This is a genomic window from Dyella sp. C9, assembly GCF_003332825.1.
Taxonomy (GTDB): Bacteria; Pseudomonadota; Gammaproteobacteria; order Xanthomonadales; family Rhodanobacteraceae; genus Dyella.
In genome coordinates this window covers 57,177-70,713 of record NZ_QIRF01000022.1, presented here as the reverse complement: position 1 = coordinate 70,713, position 13,537 = coordinate 57,177, and the positions used below count along the sequence as shown (strand labels likewise).

Sequence of the window (13,537 nt, the reverse complement as noted above, 5' to 3'; positions counted from 1 at the left end):
CGCCGACCACCGACATCAACACGCCGAAGATCCTCGGCAGCGTCAGATGGGCATAAGACACAGGCCGTACAGGCGCTCTTCGCGCGCGGCTCGCTGGTGCTTGTCGCAGACCATCTCGCGGTGCTTGCGCAGCTGGGTCACCAGCTTGTCGAACAGTACGTCGATGGAGACGTACATGTCGTTCTCCAGGGCTTCGGCGTGCAGGGTGGAGCCGGACACGGAAAGCGTGCCTTCGGCACGCTGCTGCAGCTTGTTCACCGATAACACGATGCTGAGGCTGAGAATCCGGTCGTCGAGGCGGGTGAGGCGGTCAAGCCGGCTATTCACATGATCACGAAGAGCCTGGGTGACTTCAATCTGCTGACCGCTGAGCTGAACTTGCATGTTGCGCCTCCTCTGGTACTCGCCGCGGATGCGGCTGGGGTCGGTGCGCCGGCTACTTATGGCGTGGCCGCACACCTTTGAAAGCCCTGGGTGTTCCGATCGGTTGTTCCGGCCTCCTCACCAAGTCGGGATGGTCACTATGCGCCTGTGTCGTTCTATTCGCGTTATGCCGACCTTCACGCACGTGACATGACAGGTTTCCCGTCGGATCGACTTACCTACGATTATGGGGACGCCTTTTGCGCTGCCAAGTTCCCGAGGCGCTGTGCCACAGAGAGGCAAACGGTCGTTCAACCAGCGCGCTGCCGCTCGCTCGAGCTGGGAATGCGCATGGCTTCGCGGTACTTGGCGACGGTGCGTCGGGCAACCTGAATGCCCTTGCGGTGCAGTTCCTCCGCGATGGCCTGGTCGGACAGCGGCTTGCGCGGGTCCTCGGCATCGACCAGCTTGCGCAGCATGGCCTGGATGGCGGTGGCCGAGGCACTGCCACCGTCTTCGGTGGATACGCCGCTGGAGAAGAAGTGCTTGAGTTCGAAGGTGCCGCGTGGTGTGTGGATGTACTTGCGGGTAGTTACACGTGAAATGGTCGACTCGTGCATGCCCACTTCCTCGGCCACTTCGCGCAGCACCAGCGGGTGCATGGCCTCGGGACCATAGTCGAGGAAGGCGCTCTGCCTGCGCACGATGGCCTCGGCGACCTTGAGCAGGGTTTCTGCGCGCGATTCCAGGCTCTTGATCAGCCAGCGCGCCTCCTGCAACTGGCCGCGCATCCAGCTGGCATCGGTGCCGCGGGCCTGGGCGATCAGGCCGCAGTAATGCTGGTTCAGCCCCAGGCGGGGCTGGCAGTCCGGATTGAGGCTCACGCGCCAGCGGCCGGCGTCCTTGCGTGCATAGACGTCGGGAGCCACGTATTCCACGGGCGTGACGTCCAGTGCCGCGCCGGGACGCGGGTCGAGGCTGCGGATCAGTACGGCGGCTGCGGCGGTGTCGTCCTCGTTCGCGCGGAGCTTGCGCGCGAGTCGTGCGATGTCGTTGCGGGCGAGCAGCTCCAATTCGCTGTCGACGATGCGCAAGGCGAGTTCGCGTTGCGGCAGATCGGGGTCGAATTGTTCGAGCTGCACGCGCAGGCAGTCGCGCAGGTCCAGGCTCGCCACCCCGGTGGGATCGAAGCGCTGCAGCATGCGCCGCACGTGTTCCACTTCGGCGGCGCTGGCCTTGATGTCGGACGGCAGCGCGGCGATCAGCGACTCCATGTTCTCGGTGAGATAGCCGTCCGGATTGAGTGCATCGACCAGCACGGTGGCGATCGCGCGCTCTCGCACGTTCATGTGCGAGAGGTTGAGCTGCCACAGCAGGTGTTCCTGCAGTGTCTCCGGCGCGGCGCTCTGCGGCTCGAAGCCGTCTTCGTCGCCGCTGCTGCCATTGCGCGACGGGGCACCACTGCTGGAGAAGTCGATGGGGTCCTCACCCGCGCCGTCGCCATCGCTCCAATCGGGTGCTTCCACGTCGTCGACGCTATCGCTGCTGCTGGAGGTCGTGCTGGCGCTGGCGGTGATCAGCTCGACGCCGCTGCCTTCCTCGGCCTCGCTTGCCTCCGGATTGTCTTCGGAGAATTCGAGCAGGGGATTGCTCTCGGCGATTTGCCGCAGCTCGGCCTCGAGCTCAAGCTGCGACAACTGCAGTAGGCGGATGGCCTGCTGCAGCTGGGGAGTCAGCGTGAGCTGCTGATTGAGTCGAAACTGCAGTCCGGGTTTCATACCAGCCGGGTCTTTATTAACGCGTAAGGCATCGTAACCCCTTGCACCGGGGGCGGCCATAGCGCGGTTCGCAGATTGACGTATCCCGTAAGGTCGGTGGCGTAGCCCACCTGGCAGCCTCGGGAAGGCCGCCCTCGGGCGGCCATGTAAGCGTCGCGCAACATTCGGACGGGCGGGGCGGTGATCGTCCCTCGTCGCTCAGAGGCGGAATTCGCGGCCCAGGTAGACCTCGCGCACCTTCTCGTCGGCAAGAATGTGCGCCGGGGTGCCGCGCGAGAGTACTTCGCCATCGTTGAGGATGTATGCGCGGTCGCAGATGCCCAGCGTCTCGCGCACGTTGTGGTCGGTGATCAGCACGCCGATGCCACGCTCCTTCAGATGGCGCACGATGCGCTGGATTTCGCCTACCGAGATCGGGTCCACGCCGGCGAACGGTTCGTCCAGCAGCATGTAGCGGGGGTGGGCGGCCAGCGCGCGGGCAATCTCCACGCGACGGCGTTCGCCGCCCGAAAGACTGATGCCCTTCTGGTCGGCGATGTGCGAGATCTTCAGTTCGTCCAGCAGGCTTTCCAGCTCGTTGGCGCGACGCTTCTCGTCCCAGCCTTCGCGCAGCTCCAGCACGGCCATGATGTTGTCGGCCACGCTGAGCCGGCGGAACACCGAGGCTTCCTGCGGCAGATAGCCGATGCCGAGCTTGGCGCGCTGGTGCATGGGCAGACCGGTGATGTCCTGCTTGTCCAGCTTGATCACGCCGGCGTCGGCCTCGATCAGGCCCACCACCATGTAGAAGCAGGTGGTCTTGCCCGCGCCGTTGGGGCCGAGCAGGCCGACCACCTCGCCCTCGCGGATCGAGAAGGCGAAGTCGCGCACGACCTGGCGTGCCTTGAAGCTTTTTTGCAGACCTTCAGCAGAGAGCATCGATTACGGGGTCCCGGTCGGCGGCGTGGCCGGCGTGCTGGGCGAGGAAGAGGCGCTGGCGGGCTTGGCCTGCGGCGCGGTGCCGTTGGCCGGGGCCGGGGCGGGCTTGGGGGCGGCGGTGCGGGTCGGCGGGGTGGCCGGCTTCGGCGCGGCGGCTCCGGGGGTGCCTGGAGCGCCGGGCTTCTGCTTGGGCAGGATCACGCCGTGCACCAGGCCGTCGCCGCCGGCTTCGCCGGTGATGAGCGCGGTCTGGGTGTTGTAGGTGAGCTTTTCGCCGTGGAACTCGCCGCGGCCCTGCTGGCGCACCACGGCATTGCCGGTGAGCACGGCGATGCCGTTGATGTTGTCGTAGTCGAGCTGTGCCGCGTCGCCCTGCATCAGGTTGCCGGCATCGTCCAACTGCTCGATGTGGGCCGGCTTGCCGTTGACCACGGCACGCGCGACCTGGGTGTCGCCATCCAGATAGAGCTTGGCGATGTCGCCGGTCATCTTCATGGTGCCCTGCGTCGCCACCACGTTGCCGGTCAGGGTGGTGATGGTGTTGGGCGCGTTGTAGCCGTCCATGGTCTTGGACGAGAAGTTCATCGGCTGGTTGCGGTCATCCTGCCTGGCCAGGGCCGGCTGCAGGGTGAGCAGCCCCAGGCTCAGCAGGATGAGCTGCAGCTTGAGGCTTTTTGGGGCGCGGTGGATACGAGCCGGTGACTTCATCGAACAGCTCCAGATGATTGGTATTGAGATTGGCACGCATGCCGATCCCGTTAAGTGTACGTGCGCCCTGCTTCATGTGCGCCGGCGCCGCCGTCACCATGCGGTTGTCCTTGGGCCACGCGGTGACGTCGGTAGTGTGCATTTCCGCCGCGTCAGTATCTGCGAAGGCCGCCCGGTGCATGTAGACCGGTCCCATCAGCTTGAGCAGCGTACCGCTCTTGTCGACCCAGGCGTACAGGGAGTTGCCCAGCCACGGTGGCACCCCCGGCTGGTTGGAGGGGAGCTCGAACTTGGGCGTGTTGATGTACAGGGAGTCGTCGTTCTCGCGGCGCTCCAGGTGCGGTGCGACCATGCGGAAACTGGGCAGCCCGTCGACGTCGTACGACCACAGCTTGAAGTTGGTGAGGGTATAGCCCGAACGCGGCGGACCCACAAAGTCGCTGGTCTTGGGGGCCGGAGCCAGCCACCAATAGAGCATCTGTGCGGCGCCGGTGGCCAGGCCCACCAGGACGATGGCGACCGGCAGGCCGCGGTCGCGAAGGTAGCTACGCAGACTCAACGCCAGCGCTCCTGTTCCACCGCGGTCTTGCCCTGCGCGTGCAGGATCATGTCGCAGATCTCGCGCGCCGCGCCGAGGCCGCCACCCAGGCGGGTGCGCCAGTGCGCCTGTTCCGACACCCAGGGGTGGGCGTTGGCCACGGCTACGGCCAGGCCGGCGATGCGCATCGGGGGCAGGTCGGGCAGGTCGTCACCGACGAAGGCCACCTGCTCGGGGGCCAGCGCCAGGGCTTCCATCAGCTGGTCTAGGCAGGCCCGCTTGTTGCTCTGGCCCTGGTAGACGTGGGCGATGTCCAACTCCTCGGCACGCAGCGCCACCGGGTGGCTGATGCGGGCGGAAATGATCGCCACCTGCACGCCATTGGCCATCAGCAGCTTCAGGCCCAGGCCATCGTGCACGTGGAAAACCTTGGTCTCGTGGCCGTCCTCGGCGTACCAAAGGCGGCCGTCGGTCAGGGTGCCGTCCACGTCGAACACGACGAGGCGGATCTTGGCGGCACGGGCGAGTACGTCAGCGGGGATGTCAGCCAGGTACATGGGCAGGGTCGGCACAGGGGCAGGAGGGCGGTACCGTCAAACGCCGGGGAGCCCGGACGGTGGACGCGTTCAGTTGTAGCAGCCGATCCTTTCGATCAGACCACACGGGCGCGGAGCAGATCGTGAATGTTCAGCGCACCCACTACCTGCTGGTTCTCGTTGACCACCAGCAGGGCGTGGATCTGGTGCTTTTCCATCAGCTGGGCCGCCTCGATGGCCAGCTTGTCGGCCCCGATGGTCTTGGGGCCGCGGGTCATCAGTGCGGCCACCGTGGCGCCACGCAGGTCCACGTCGTCATCGTCCAGCGCACGGCGCAGGTCACCGTCGGTGAACACGCCGAGCAGGCGCCGGCTGGAGTCGACCACGGCAGTCATGCCCAGGTGCTTGCGGGTCATTTCCATCAGTGCCTCGGTCAGGGTGGCACTGGGAAGCACCGAGGGGATGCCTTCGCCGGTGTGCATGACGTCGCTGATGTGTAGCAGCAGGCGGCGGCCCAGGCTGCCGGCCGGATGTGAGCGGGCGAAATCCTCGGAGGTGAAGCCGCGGGCTTCCAGCAGCGCGACGGCCAGGGCATCGCCCATCACCAGCGCCGCGGTGGTGCTGGCGGTGGGAGCCAGGCCCAGCGGACAGGCCTCGGCGGCGATGCTGGCGTCCAGGTGTACGTTGGCCTGCTCTGCCAGCGAGGAGTGGGCATTGCCGGTGATGGCGATCAGCGGGATGCCCTGACGCTTGATCACCGGCAGGATGAACAAGACCTCGTCGGTTTCGCCCGAGTTGGACAGCGCCAGCACCACGTCCTGCGGCAGGATCATGCCGAGGTCGCCATGGCTGGCCTCGCCGGGGTGCACGAAGAAGGCCGGGGTGCCGGTGGAGGCCAGGGTGGCGGCGATCTTGCGCGCCACATGGCCGGACTTGCCCATGCCGGTGACCACCACGCGGCCGGCACAACCCATGATCAGGCGGCAGGCCTCGACGAATTCGGGCCCGATGCGCGGTTCGAGCGCGCGGATGGCGGCCGCCTCGGTGGCGATCACGGTGCGCGCGCTGCGCACGATGGCATCGGCGTTGATCGCGTTGGAGCTGGCGGGGGCGACGTGGGCGTGCATGCTTCCTCGGAAAGTCGGTGCCGGAAATCCGTCATGACCCTGAATAGCGGGTGTGGTCGGGAATATTCCGTTAAATCATCGGGCTGGGTGGCGTCATGGACCTGTCGGGCCACGCCTCCTCCTACACGTGTCGTTTCTGCGACAGAGGTTTTCCATTAACATGGCATATTCGCATTTTAACGTCATAGTCGGTGCCATTGGGTCCGGATCGTTTCCGGATCGGCACACCGACCCCTTACTGCAACTGGAATACCCATGGACGCTGCCACCATCCAGGCAATGATCGAACAAGGCCTGCCCGGTGCCCAGGCGGCCGTGAGCGGCGACGACGGCGTGCACTTCGAGGCTGAAGTGGTGGCCGAGCAGTTCGCCGGCAAGCTGCCGTTGGCGCGGCACCGCCTGGTTTACGCCACGCTGGGGGATCTCATGGGCGGTGCGATCCACGCGCTGGCGCTGAAGACCCTCACCCCCCAGGAGGCCGCCGCGCGCCGTTGAGGGCTGCACGGCGACTCCCGAGCACGACTTTCGCAAGGACTTTCGATGGCCAAGATCCTCATCAGTGGCGGCGAGCCGCTCCACGGTGAAGTAGGTATTTCCGGCGCCAAGAACGCCGTGTTGCCGATCCTCGCTTCCTGCCTGCTGGCCGACGAGCCGGTGGCGATCAGCAACGTGCCCCACCTGCACGACGTCACCACCTTCATCGAGCTGCTGGGCCAGATGGGTACCCAGCTGGTGCTGGACGACCGCATGAAGATGCACGTCGACCCGCGCTCGACCGATCGCTACTTCGCGCCCTACGACCTGGTGCGCACCATGCGTGCGTCGATCCTGGTGCTGGGCCCGCTGGTGGCGCGCTTCGGCGAGGCCGAGGTGTCGCTGCCGGGCGGCTGCGCGATCGGCTCGCGTCCGGTCGACCAGCACATCCGCGGCCTGCAGGCGCTGGGCGCCGAGGTGCTGGTGGAGAACGGCTACATCAAGGCCAAGGCCAAGCGCCTGAAGGGCGCGCACATCGCGATGGACATGGTCACCGTGACCGGTACCGAGAACATCATGATGGCCGCCGCGCTGGCGCAGGGCACCACCATCATCGAGAACGCCGCACAGGAGCCGGAAGTGGTCGACCTGGCGCACTGCCTGATCGCCATGGGCGCGCAGATCGAAGGCGCCGGCACCTCAACGCTCACCATCCACGGCGTGGAGCGCCTGCATGGCGCCGAGTACGAGGTGCTGCCGGACCGCATCGAGACCGGGACTTTCCTGGTCGGCGCCGCCATGACCGGCGGCAAGGTGCGTGCACGCAATGCGCGCGCCGACACGCTGGACGCGGTGCTGTGCAAGCTGGAGGAGGCCGGTGCGCAGATCTCCACCGGCGCCGACTGGATCGAGCTGGACATGCGTGGCCGCCGTCCCAAGGCGGTGAACATCACCACGGCGCCGTACCCGGCGTTCCCCACCGACATGCAGGCGCAGTTCACCGCGCTCAACTGCGTGGCCGAGGGCGTGGGCGTGATCACCGAGACCGTGTTCGAGAACCGCTTCATGCACGCGCTGGAACTGCAGCGCCTGGGCGCGGACATCCGCCTGGAAGGCAATACCGCGATCATCAAGGGCGTGGAGAAGATGAGCGGCGCGCCGATCATGGCCACTGACCTGCGCGCCTCGGCGTGCCTGGTGCTGGCCGGCCTGGTGGCCGAGGGCGACACCACGGTGGACCGCGTGTATCACATCGACCGCGGCTACGAGAACATCGAGGAAAAGCTGGGCACGCTGGGCGCGAAGATCCGTCGCCTGCCGTCGTAAGCGGCGCCTTCAGCAGCACACGAAGAGGCCGCGTCAGCGGCCTTTTTCATTCGTGCCTTGTAGGAGCGCACCCTGTGCGCGATCGCGGCGCCCCAACGTTTCCTCTTCCTAGGCTTTTCGCGCACAGGGGGCGCTGCTACACGGAAGGGTGTTAGTTGCCGCTCTTGTAGCTCACCAGCTCCAGGGTCAGGTTGCCGCCGTCGCTTTGCGCCAGCTTCACCGGTACCAGGTACTTCTGCGGTGCGTACCAGGCGCTGAAGGCGTTGTCGTCGTTGCTGCGCACCACGCGCTCGGCCTGGAAGCTGCCGGCCGGCACCTTCACAGCCTCTTTGCTGGCGACCTTGAATTCCTGCGTCTCGACGTTGCGCTTCACTGCCACCGGCAGCGACACGGACTGCTTGCCGGCGTGCAGCGCGAGGCCGATGGCGTAGGGCGTGGTGTTGCGGTCGACCATGCCCGGCGCACTGGCGTAGGTCATCGGGCCCTTGCCCTCGTCCACGGTGACCTGCCCAGTGCTCCAGTTCACCTCGGTATGGCGCTGCTTGGTCTTGAAGCCGGCGTCCATGCTGTAGTTGTAGCTGACAGTTTCCGGCGCGCCTTCGTTCCAGCGGAACCGGGTGGTTTCCGACGAATTGGCGCCGAGCGCGGCGGCGAGGCCGGCGGTGCCCTTGGTCTGGTTGCTGTATTCCCACTGGCCATTGCCGGCGGGCTTGAGCGTGACCACGGCCTGGCCGATCACCTGGCCCCCCTGCGACACCTGGTAGGTGGCGGTGAACGGGGTTGGCGCGGTGGCCGCGAGGGCGGCGGTGGTGGACAAGGCCAGCGCGAGGCCGGCAGCGAAAAGGCGGAGGGTGGTGGACTGGGTCATGGGGACCGCAGTCTACGTGGTCATCCTGAACGACTTGTAGAGAGCCGCGCGCGGCTCAGTCAACCAGTTCGCCGTTGCGCAGTTGCAGCGGGGCAGCCAGGGCGCGACCGTCCAGCGCCACGCCATCGGGAGGCAGCAGCGCCAGTCGCTGGGCCGCGACCAGGCGCAGCACGGCAGGCAGAAGTTGGTGCTCATGGGCCAGCAACCGTTGCGCCAGCGCGTGTTCGTCGTCGCCGGGCTGGATCGCGATGCGCGCCTGGGCGATCACCGGGCCGCCGTCGAGTTCGGCCGTCACGTAGTGCACGCTGGCGCCGTGCTCGGCGTCGCCTGCCTCCAGGGCCCGGCGGTGCGTGTGCAGTCCGCGGTACTTGGGCAGCAGGGAAGGGTGGATGTTGACCATGCGCCCCACCCACGGCTTGAGCGCTTCGCCATCGATGATGCGCATGAAGCCGGCCAGCACCAGCATGTCCGCGCCGCTGGCATCGAGCCGCCGGAACAGCTCGAAGTCGTAGGCCTGGCGGCTGGGGAAATCCTTGGGGTTGAGCGTGAAGGTCGGGATGCCGGCGTCACGGGCCAGGTCCAGCGCGCCCGCGCCGGCCTTGTCGCTGCCGACCAGGACGAAGTCCACCGGCAACTGGCCGGCGTCGCGGGCAGCGATCAGTGCCTGCAGGTTGCTGCCGCGCCCAGAAGCGAGCACGGCAACGCGAAGACGCGGCGAAGACACGGGCTCAGCCGATGTGGACGCGCTCGTCGCCCTGGGCGGGCACGATCTCGCCGATCACCGAGCTGGCCAGGCCATGCTTGGCCAGCAGGGCGGTGGCAGCGCCGACCGCGTCACGCGGCAGGATCACGGTGAAACCGACGCCGCAGTTGAAGGTGCGCCACATTTCCTCGCGCGCCACATTGCCTTCGCGCATCAGCCACTCGAACACCGGCGGCAGCACGATGGCGGCGGCGTCCAAGTGGATGCCCAGGCCGTCCGGCACCACGCGGATGATGTTTTCCTTCAGGCCGCCACCGGTGATGTGGGCCATGCCGTGGACGGTGCCCGACTTGAGCAGGTCCAGCATCGGCTTGACGTAGATGGTGGTCGGCGCCATCAGGGCGTCGCCCAGCTTCACGCCGCCGACCTCGAGATCCAGCGGGTTGCCGGCGCGCTCGAGGATCTTGCGGATCAGCGAGTAGCCGTTGGAATGCGGGCCGGAGGAGGCCACGCCCAGGATCACGTCGCCGGCCACGATGGCCTCGCCGCTGAGCAGCTGGGACTTCTCCACCGCGCCGACCGTGAAGCCGCCGAGGTCGTACTCGCCCGGCGGATACATGTCCGGCATTTCAGCCGTCTCGCCGCCGATCAGTGCGCAGCCGGCCAGCTCGCAGCCCTTGGCGATGCCGCCGACCACGGCCACGGTGGTGTCCACGTCCAGCTTGCCGGTGGCGAAGTAGTCGAGGAAGAACAGCGGCTCGGCGCCCTGCACCAGCACGTCGTTGACGCACATGCCGACCAGGTCGATGCCGATGGTGTCGTGGCGGCCCAGCTGCTGGGCGAGCTTGAGCTTGGTGCCCACGCCGTCGGTGCCGGACACCAGCACCGGCTCCTTGTACTTGCCGGAGAGATCGAACAGGCCGCCGAAGCCGCCCAGGCCGCCCCTCACTTCGGGACGGGAGGTGCGCTTGACCAGCGGCTTGATGCGTTCGACCACGGCATTGCCGGCATCGATATCAACGCCTGCGGCGCGGTAGGTGAGGGCGTCGGACATGGGGGAAACCCGGCGGGAAGAAACGCCAAAGTGTAGCAGCCCAGCGGCCCGCCTGCCTGAGGCCAAGCCAGCCCGGACTGTGGAAGCGGGACCGCTTCGATGGACGCTGGAAGCCGGATTGGGCAGACTTCCGGCGTTTCCCTCCGGATATCGCTCCCCATGCGCCTGTCCCGCCTCCTGCTCGTCTGTTTCATGCTGGGGTTTGCCCCGCTGTTGTCCGTGCACGCCCAGGGCCAGGTGTCGCCCTACACCGTAGTGGTCTCGGTAGCCGACACCAGCGACGCGGCCCGCGACAGCGCCTTCGCCGACGCACTGGCCCAGGTGCTGGCACGCACTGCCGGCGGACAGGACCTCAGCAACAAGCCGGGCTATGCCGATGCGCTGAAGAGCGCGGCCGGCATCGTGCAGCAGTACCAGTACCAGCGCGCCACTACCGGGCTGAGCCTGCAGGTCACCTTCGACCAGGCCGCGGTGCAGCGCACCGTCACCCAGCTGGGCGTGGCCAGCACCGGGCCCCGGCCGCCCGTGCTGCTGCTGGTGCGCGATGAGGATGGCAGCGTGATGAACCGCGACGCCCTGGCGCCGCTTGCCCAGGCGGTTGCCGCGCGGGGCTACAGCACCGTGCTGGCCGATCCGGTGAAGACCGGCGATACGCCCAGCCTGGCCAGTGCCGAACCCGACCAGCTCGCCGCCGTGGCCCGGCAATACAAGACCGGCCTGATCCTGCTGGGCCAGGTCCATGGCAGCAGTGCCGACTGGATGCTGGTCTCCGGTGGCCCGCAGCAGCGCTGGACCAGTAATGGCGCCAACTCCCAGGCGGTGTTCACCGACGCTGGCAACGGGTTGGCCGATCGCCTGGGCAAGCAGCTGAACGTGATCGGTTCGGCCACGGTCGACGGCAAGCTGTGGATCTCCGAGGTCAATTCGGCGATGGACTATGCCAATCTGCTGGGCGTGCTGCGCGCCGATCCCAATATTCGCCAGGTCTCCATGCTCAGTGCACAGGGCGACGGCATGCTGCTGGCAGTGAAGGCCAGTCTGCCGATGGATGCGCTGGCCAACAGCCTCGCCGCCGGCGGCCGCCTGCTGCGCGGCGATACACACAGCGATGCCGACGCCAGCCTGCGCTGGGTCCACTGACCGCTTCCATGGCCAGCCCGCCGCGCCTCCCTGGCGGGGCGCTGGCGGCCTTTGGACGCATCGCTCACACTGACCCATCCACCGTATGAGCCATGCCGATGACTCATGACACCTCCCGCCGCTGGCAGATGCTTGCGATCACCGCGGCCATCTTCTACGTGTTCTGGCTGCTGGCGCCGGTACTGATGCCGTTCGTCTTCGCGGCGATGCTGGCCTACCTGGGCGACCCGCTGGCCGACCGGCTGCAGCGGGTCGGCATGGGGCGCACGCTGGCGGTGAGCATCGTGTTCATCGTGCTGCTGTTGCTTGCCGTGGGTGCGCTGCTGCTGCTGATCCCGCTGATCTCGCGCCAGATCGACAACCTGGTGCAGAACGTGCCGCGCTACGTGGACTGGACCCGCAACACTGCGTTGCCGTGGCTGCAGGCCAAGCTGCACCTGGATCCGCGCGCATTCGACACCGACCGGCTGATGGAACAGCTCAAGGCGCACCTGGGCTCGATCGGCGACGCGGCATCGACCCTGCTGGGCAAGATCTCCCGCTCCAGCGTCGGCGTGATCGCCTGGCTCACCAACCTGGTGCTGATCCCGGTGGTGGCGTTCTACCTGCTGCGCGACTGGGACCGCCTGGTCGCCTGGATCGACGGCATCCTGCCGCGCTCGGTGGAGCCCACGGTGGCCCACCTGGCGCGGGAGGCCGACAGCGTGCTGGGCGCCTTCGTGCGCGGCCAGCTGGCGGTGATGCTGGCGCTGGGCATCTTCTACGGGGGGGCGCTGACCTTGATGGGATTGTCGGTTGGCCCGCTGATCGGTATGGTCGCCGGCCTGCTCAGCTTCGTGCCCTATCTCGGCTTCATCGTCGGTTTCGGCTCGGCGCTGATCGCGGCCCTGGTGCAGTACGGCGACTGGAGCCACCTGCTGATCGTGGTGGGCATCTTCACCGCCGGGCAGTTGCTGGAAGGCTACGTGCTGGTGCCGCGGCTGGTGGGCGAGAAGATCGGCCTGCACCCGGTCGCGGTGATTTTTGCCGTGCTGGCAGGCGGTTACCTGTTCGGCTTCCTTGGCGTGCTGCTGGCGTTGCCGGCGGCCTCGGTGATCCTGGTGCTGTTGCGGTACCTTACCGAGCGTTACCGCCAGAGCAGCCTGTACAACGAGGAGGGCGCGGGTGATCCCGTACTCGCCGAGGTGGACGTGGTCGTCGACACGCCGCAGGGCACGGTGGAAACCAGCACGGTCGTGGGCCGCCATGACGATCCGAAGGATGCAGTACCCCCTACATGATTCCGCAGTTGCCGCTTGCCCTGCGTTGGCCTCGCCGCCAGCGCTTTGAACATTTCCACCCCGGCTCCAACGCCGCCACGGTGGCCGCCGTCGAGCAGTTGGCGCATGCCCCCGGCACGCCGTGGCTCTACCTGGCCGGCGTGTCCGGCAGTGGCAAGAGCCACCTGTTGATGGCTGCCTGCCAGGCGGCATTCGCCGGTGGCCGTACCGTGCAATACCTGCCGCTGGCCAGCCTGCGCGACCGCGCCGTGGCGATCCGTGGCGTGGCTGGTAGCGAGTTCCTGGCGCTGGACGACCTGGGTTCGATCGCGGGCGACCGCGAGGCCGAGCACGCGCTGTTCGACGTCTACAACCAGACCAAGGCCGAGGGCGGCGCCCTGCTGTTCGCCGCCGAAGTACTGCCGGTGCAGCTGGGCCTGGGGCTGCCAGACCTGCGTTCGCGCCTGGGCGCCTGCCAGCAGGCACTGCTCAAGCCGCTGGACGACGCCGAGCGCCGCGCCGTGCTGCGCCAGCAGGCGGCCAACCGGGGCATCGGGCTGGACGACACCGTGCTGGACTGGCTGTTCAACCGCTATGCCCGCGACCTGGGGGCCTTGCTCGACCTGCTCGATCGGCTGGACCAGGCCTCGCTGGCGGCCAAGCGGCGCATCACGGTGCCATTCCTGCGGGAATTCCTGCGTGAGGAACCCGGCGCCTGACTGGTCGCTGCCCCTTCTGTAGGAGC

15 protein-coding genes are annotated in these 13,537 nt (G+C 67.3%); 5 read left to right on the top strand and 10 right to left on the bottom strand.

The window, feature by feature from the left end:
• Positions 1–42: 42 nt before the first annotated feature.
• The 7 genes from raiA to DVU99_RS18465 all read right to left on the bottom strand — a co-directional run bounded on the left by raiA (position 43) and on the right by DVU99_RS18465 (position 5,968).
• Positions 43–384: a ribosome-associated translation inhibitor RaiA gene (gene raiA, locus DVU99_RS18495; RefSeq protein WP_114241705.1), complete on the bottom strand. Its 342-nt coding sequence runs from the start codon at positions 382–384 to the stop codon at positions 43–45.
• Positions 385–674: 290 nt separating this feature from the next.
• Entirely contained in the window at positions 675–2,141 is a 1,467-nt protein-coding gene (locus tag DVU99_RS18490) for an RNA polymerase factor sigma-54 (RefSeq protein WP_114241704.1), read from the bottom strand.
• A gap of 198 nt (positions 2,142–2,339) precedes the next feature.
• The gene (lptB, locus tag DVU99_RS18485; RefSeq protein WP_114241703.1) at positions 2,340–3,059 is read right to left on the bottom strand and encodes an LPS export ABC transporter ATP-binding protein; all 720 of its coding nucleotides are present in this window, start codon (positions 3,057–3,059) and stop codon (positions 2,340–2,342) included.
• Between the two features lie 3 nt (positions 3,060–3,062).
• The gene (gene lptA, locus DVU99_RS18480; RefSeq protein ID WP_114241702.1) at positions 3,063–3,767 is read right to left on the bottom strand and encodes a lipopolysaccharide transport periplasmic protein LptA; all 705 of its coding nucleotides are present in this window, start codon (positions 3,765–3,767) and stop codon (positions 3,063–3,065) included.
• The gene (lptC, locus tag DVU99_RS18475) at positions 3,658–4,326 is read right to left on the bottom strand and encodes an LPS export ABC transporter periplasmic protein LptC (protein WP_114241701.1); all 669 of its coding nucleotides are present in this window, start codon (positions 4,324–4,326) and stop codon (positions 3,658–3,660) included. The genes lptA and lptC overlap by 110 nt, the downstream gene beginning before the upstream one ends.
• The gene (locus DVU99_RS18470; RefSeq protein ID WP_198670385.1) at positions 4,323–4,862 is read right to left on the bottom strand and encodes an HAD family hydrolase; all 540 of its coding nucleotides are present in this window, start codon (positions 4,860–4,862) and stop codon (positions 4,323–4,325) included. The genes lptC and DVU99_RS18470 overlap by 4 nt, the downstream gene beginning before the upstream one ends.
• A gap of 95 nt (positions 4,863–4,957) precedes the next feature.
• Positions 4,958–5,968 carry an SIS domain-containing protein gene (locus DVU99_RS18465; protein WP_114241699.1) on the bottom strand — a complete coding sequence of 337 codons (1,011 nt, stop codon included), beginning with the start codon at positions 5,966–5,968 and terminating at the stop codon, positions 4,958–4,960.
• 255 nt (positions 5,969–6,223) lie between these two features.
• Between DVU99_RS18465 and DVU99_RS18460 the strand changes: the two genes are divergently transcribed.
• Both DVU99_RS18460 and murA read left to right on the top strand, forming a co-directional pair.
• Positions 6,224–6,463 carry a BolA family protein gene (locus DVU99_RS18460; protein WP_114241698.1) on the top strand — a complete coding sequence of 80 codons (240 nt, stop codon included), beginning with the start codon at positions 6,224–6,226 and terminating at the stop codon, positions 6,461–6,463.
• 45 nt (positions 6,464–6,508) lie between these two features.
• A complete protein-coding gene (gene murA / locus DVU99_RS18455) occupies positions 6,509–7,768 on the top strand; it encodes a UDP-N-acetylglucosamine 1-carboxyvinyltransferase (RefSeq protein ID WP_114241697.1) in 1,260 nt (419 codons plus the stop codon).
• Positions 7,769–7,919: 151 nt separating this feature from the next.
• On the opposite strand, the gene DVU99_RS18450 is transcribed toward murA, so the two are convergent.
• The 3 genes from DVU99_RS18450 to purM are packed head-to-tail and all read right to left on the bottom strand — an operon-like array spanning position 7,920 to position 10,393.
• Positions 7,920–8,636, bottom strand: a complete 717-nt coding sequence (locus DVU99_RS18450; protein WP_114241696.1) for a DUF3108 domain-containing protein — start codon at positions 8,634–8,636, stop codon at positions 7,920–7,922.
• Between the two features lie 55 nt (positions 8,637–8,691).
• Positions 8,692–9,360, bottom strand: coding sequence for a phosphoribosylglycinamide formyltransferase (gene purN, locus DVU99_RS18445; protein WP_114241695.1), 669 nt, complete (start codon positions 9,358–9,360; stop codon positions 8,692–8,694).
• 4 nt (positions 9,361–9,364) lie between these two features.
• The gene (gene purM / locus DVU99_RS18440) at positions 9,365–10,393 is read right to left on the bottom strand and encodes a phosphoribosylformylglycinamidine cyclo-ligase (RefSeq protein ID WP_114241694.1); all 1,029 of its coding nucleotides are present in this window, start codon (positions 10,391–10,393) and stop codon (positions 9,365–9,367) included.
• Between the two features lie 159 nt (positions 10,394–10,552).
• On the opposite strand from purM, the gene DVU99_RS18435 reads away from it, so the two are divergent.
• From DVU99_RS18435 to hda, 3 genes are all read left to right on the top strand, one after another.
• Entirely contained in the window at positions 10,553–11,533 is a 981-nt protein-coding gene (locus DVU99_RS18435) for a DUF2066 domain-containing protein (protein ID WP_114241693.1), read from the top strand.
• A gap of 98 nt (positions 11,534–11,631) precedes the next feature.
• Positions 11,632–12,813 (top strand): AI-2E family transporter, encoded by a 1,182-nt coding sequence (locus DVU99_RS18430; RefSeq protein ID WP_114241692.1) that lies wholly within the window; start codon positions 11,632–11,634, stop codon positions 12,811–12,813.
• Positions 12,810–13,511 carry a DnaA regulatory inactivator Hda gene (hda, locus tag DVU99_RS18425; RefSeq protein WP_114241691.1) on the top strand — a complete coding sequence of 234 codons (702 nt, stop codon included), beginning with the start codon at positions 12,810–12,812 and terminating at the stop codon, positions 13,509–13,511. Before DVU99_RS18430 ends, hda begins: the two co-directional genes overlap by 4 nt.
• The last annotated feature ends 26 nt before the right edge of the window (positions 13,512–13,537 follow it).

Excerpts from the sequence above, each read along its gene's own strand:
- raiA (WP_114241705.1), bottom strand. The coding sequence starts at position 384 with ATGCAAGTTCAGCTCAGCGGTCAGCAGATTGAAGTCACCCAGGCTCTT.
- DVU99_RS18490 (WP_114241704.1), bottom strand. The coding sequence starts at position 2,141 with ATGAAACCCGGACTGCAGTTTCGACTCAATCAGCAGCTCACGCTGACT.
- lptB (WP_114241703.1), bottom strand. The coding sequence starts at position 3,059 with ATGCTCTCTGCTGAAGGTCTGCAAAAAAGCTTCAAGGCACGCCAGGTC.
- lptA (WP_114241702.1), bottom strand. The coding sequence starts at position 3,767 with ATGAAGTCACCGGCTCGTATCCACCGCGCCCCAAAAAGCCTCAAGCTG.
- DVU99_RS18470 (WP_198670385.1), bottom strand. The coding sequence starts at position 4,862 with ATGTACCTGGCTGACATCCCCGCTGACGTACTCGCCCGTGCCGCCAAG.
- DVU99_RS18465 (WP_114241699.1), bottom strand. The coding sequence starts at position 5,968 with ATGCACGCCCACGTCGCCCCCGCCAGCTCCAACGCGATCAACGCCGAT.
- DVU99_RS18460 (WP_114241698.1), top strand. The coding sequence starts at position 6,224 with ATGGACGCTGCCACCATCCAGGCAATGATCGAACAAGGCCTGCCCGGT.
- murA (WP_114241697.1), top strand. The coding sequence starts at position 6,509 with ATGGCCAAGATCCTCATCAGTGGCGGCGAGCCGCTCCACGGTGAAGTA.
- DVU99_RS18450 (WP_114241696.1), bottom strand. The coding sequence starts at position 8,636 with ATGACCCAGTCCACCACCCTCCGCCTTTTCGCTGCCGGCCTCGCGCTG.
- purM (WP_114241694.1), bottom strand. The coding sequence starts at position 10,393 with ATGTCCGACGCCCTCACCTACCGCGCCGCAGGCGTTGATATCGATGCC.
- DVU99_RS18435 (WP_114241693.1), top strand. The coding sequence starts at position 10,553 with ATGCGCCTGTCCCGCCTCCTGCTCGTCTGTTTCATGCTGGGGTTTGCC.
- DVU99_RS18430 (WP_114241692.1), top strand. The coding sequence starts at position 11,632 with ATGACTCATGACACCTCCCGCCGCTGGCAGATGCTTGCGATCACCGCG.
- hda (WP_114241691.1), top strand. The coding sequence starts at position 12,810 with ATGATTCCGCAGTTGCCGCTTGCCCTGCGTTGGCCTCGCCGCCAGCGC.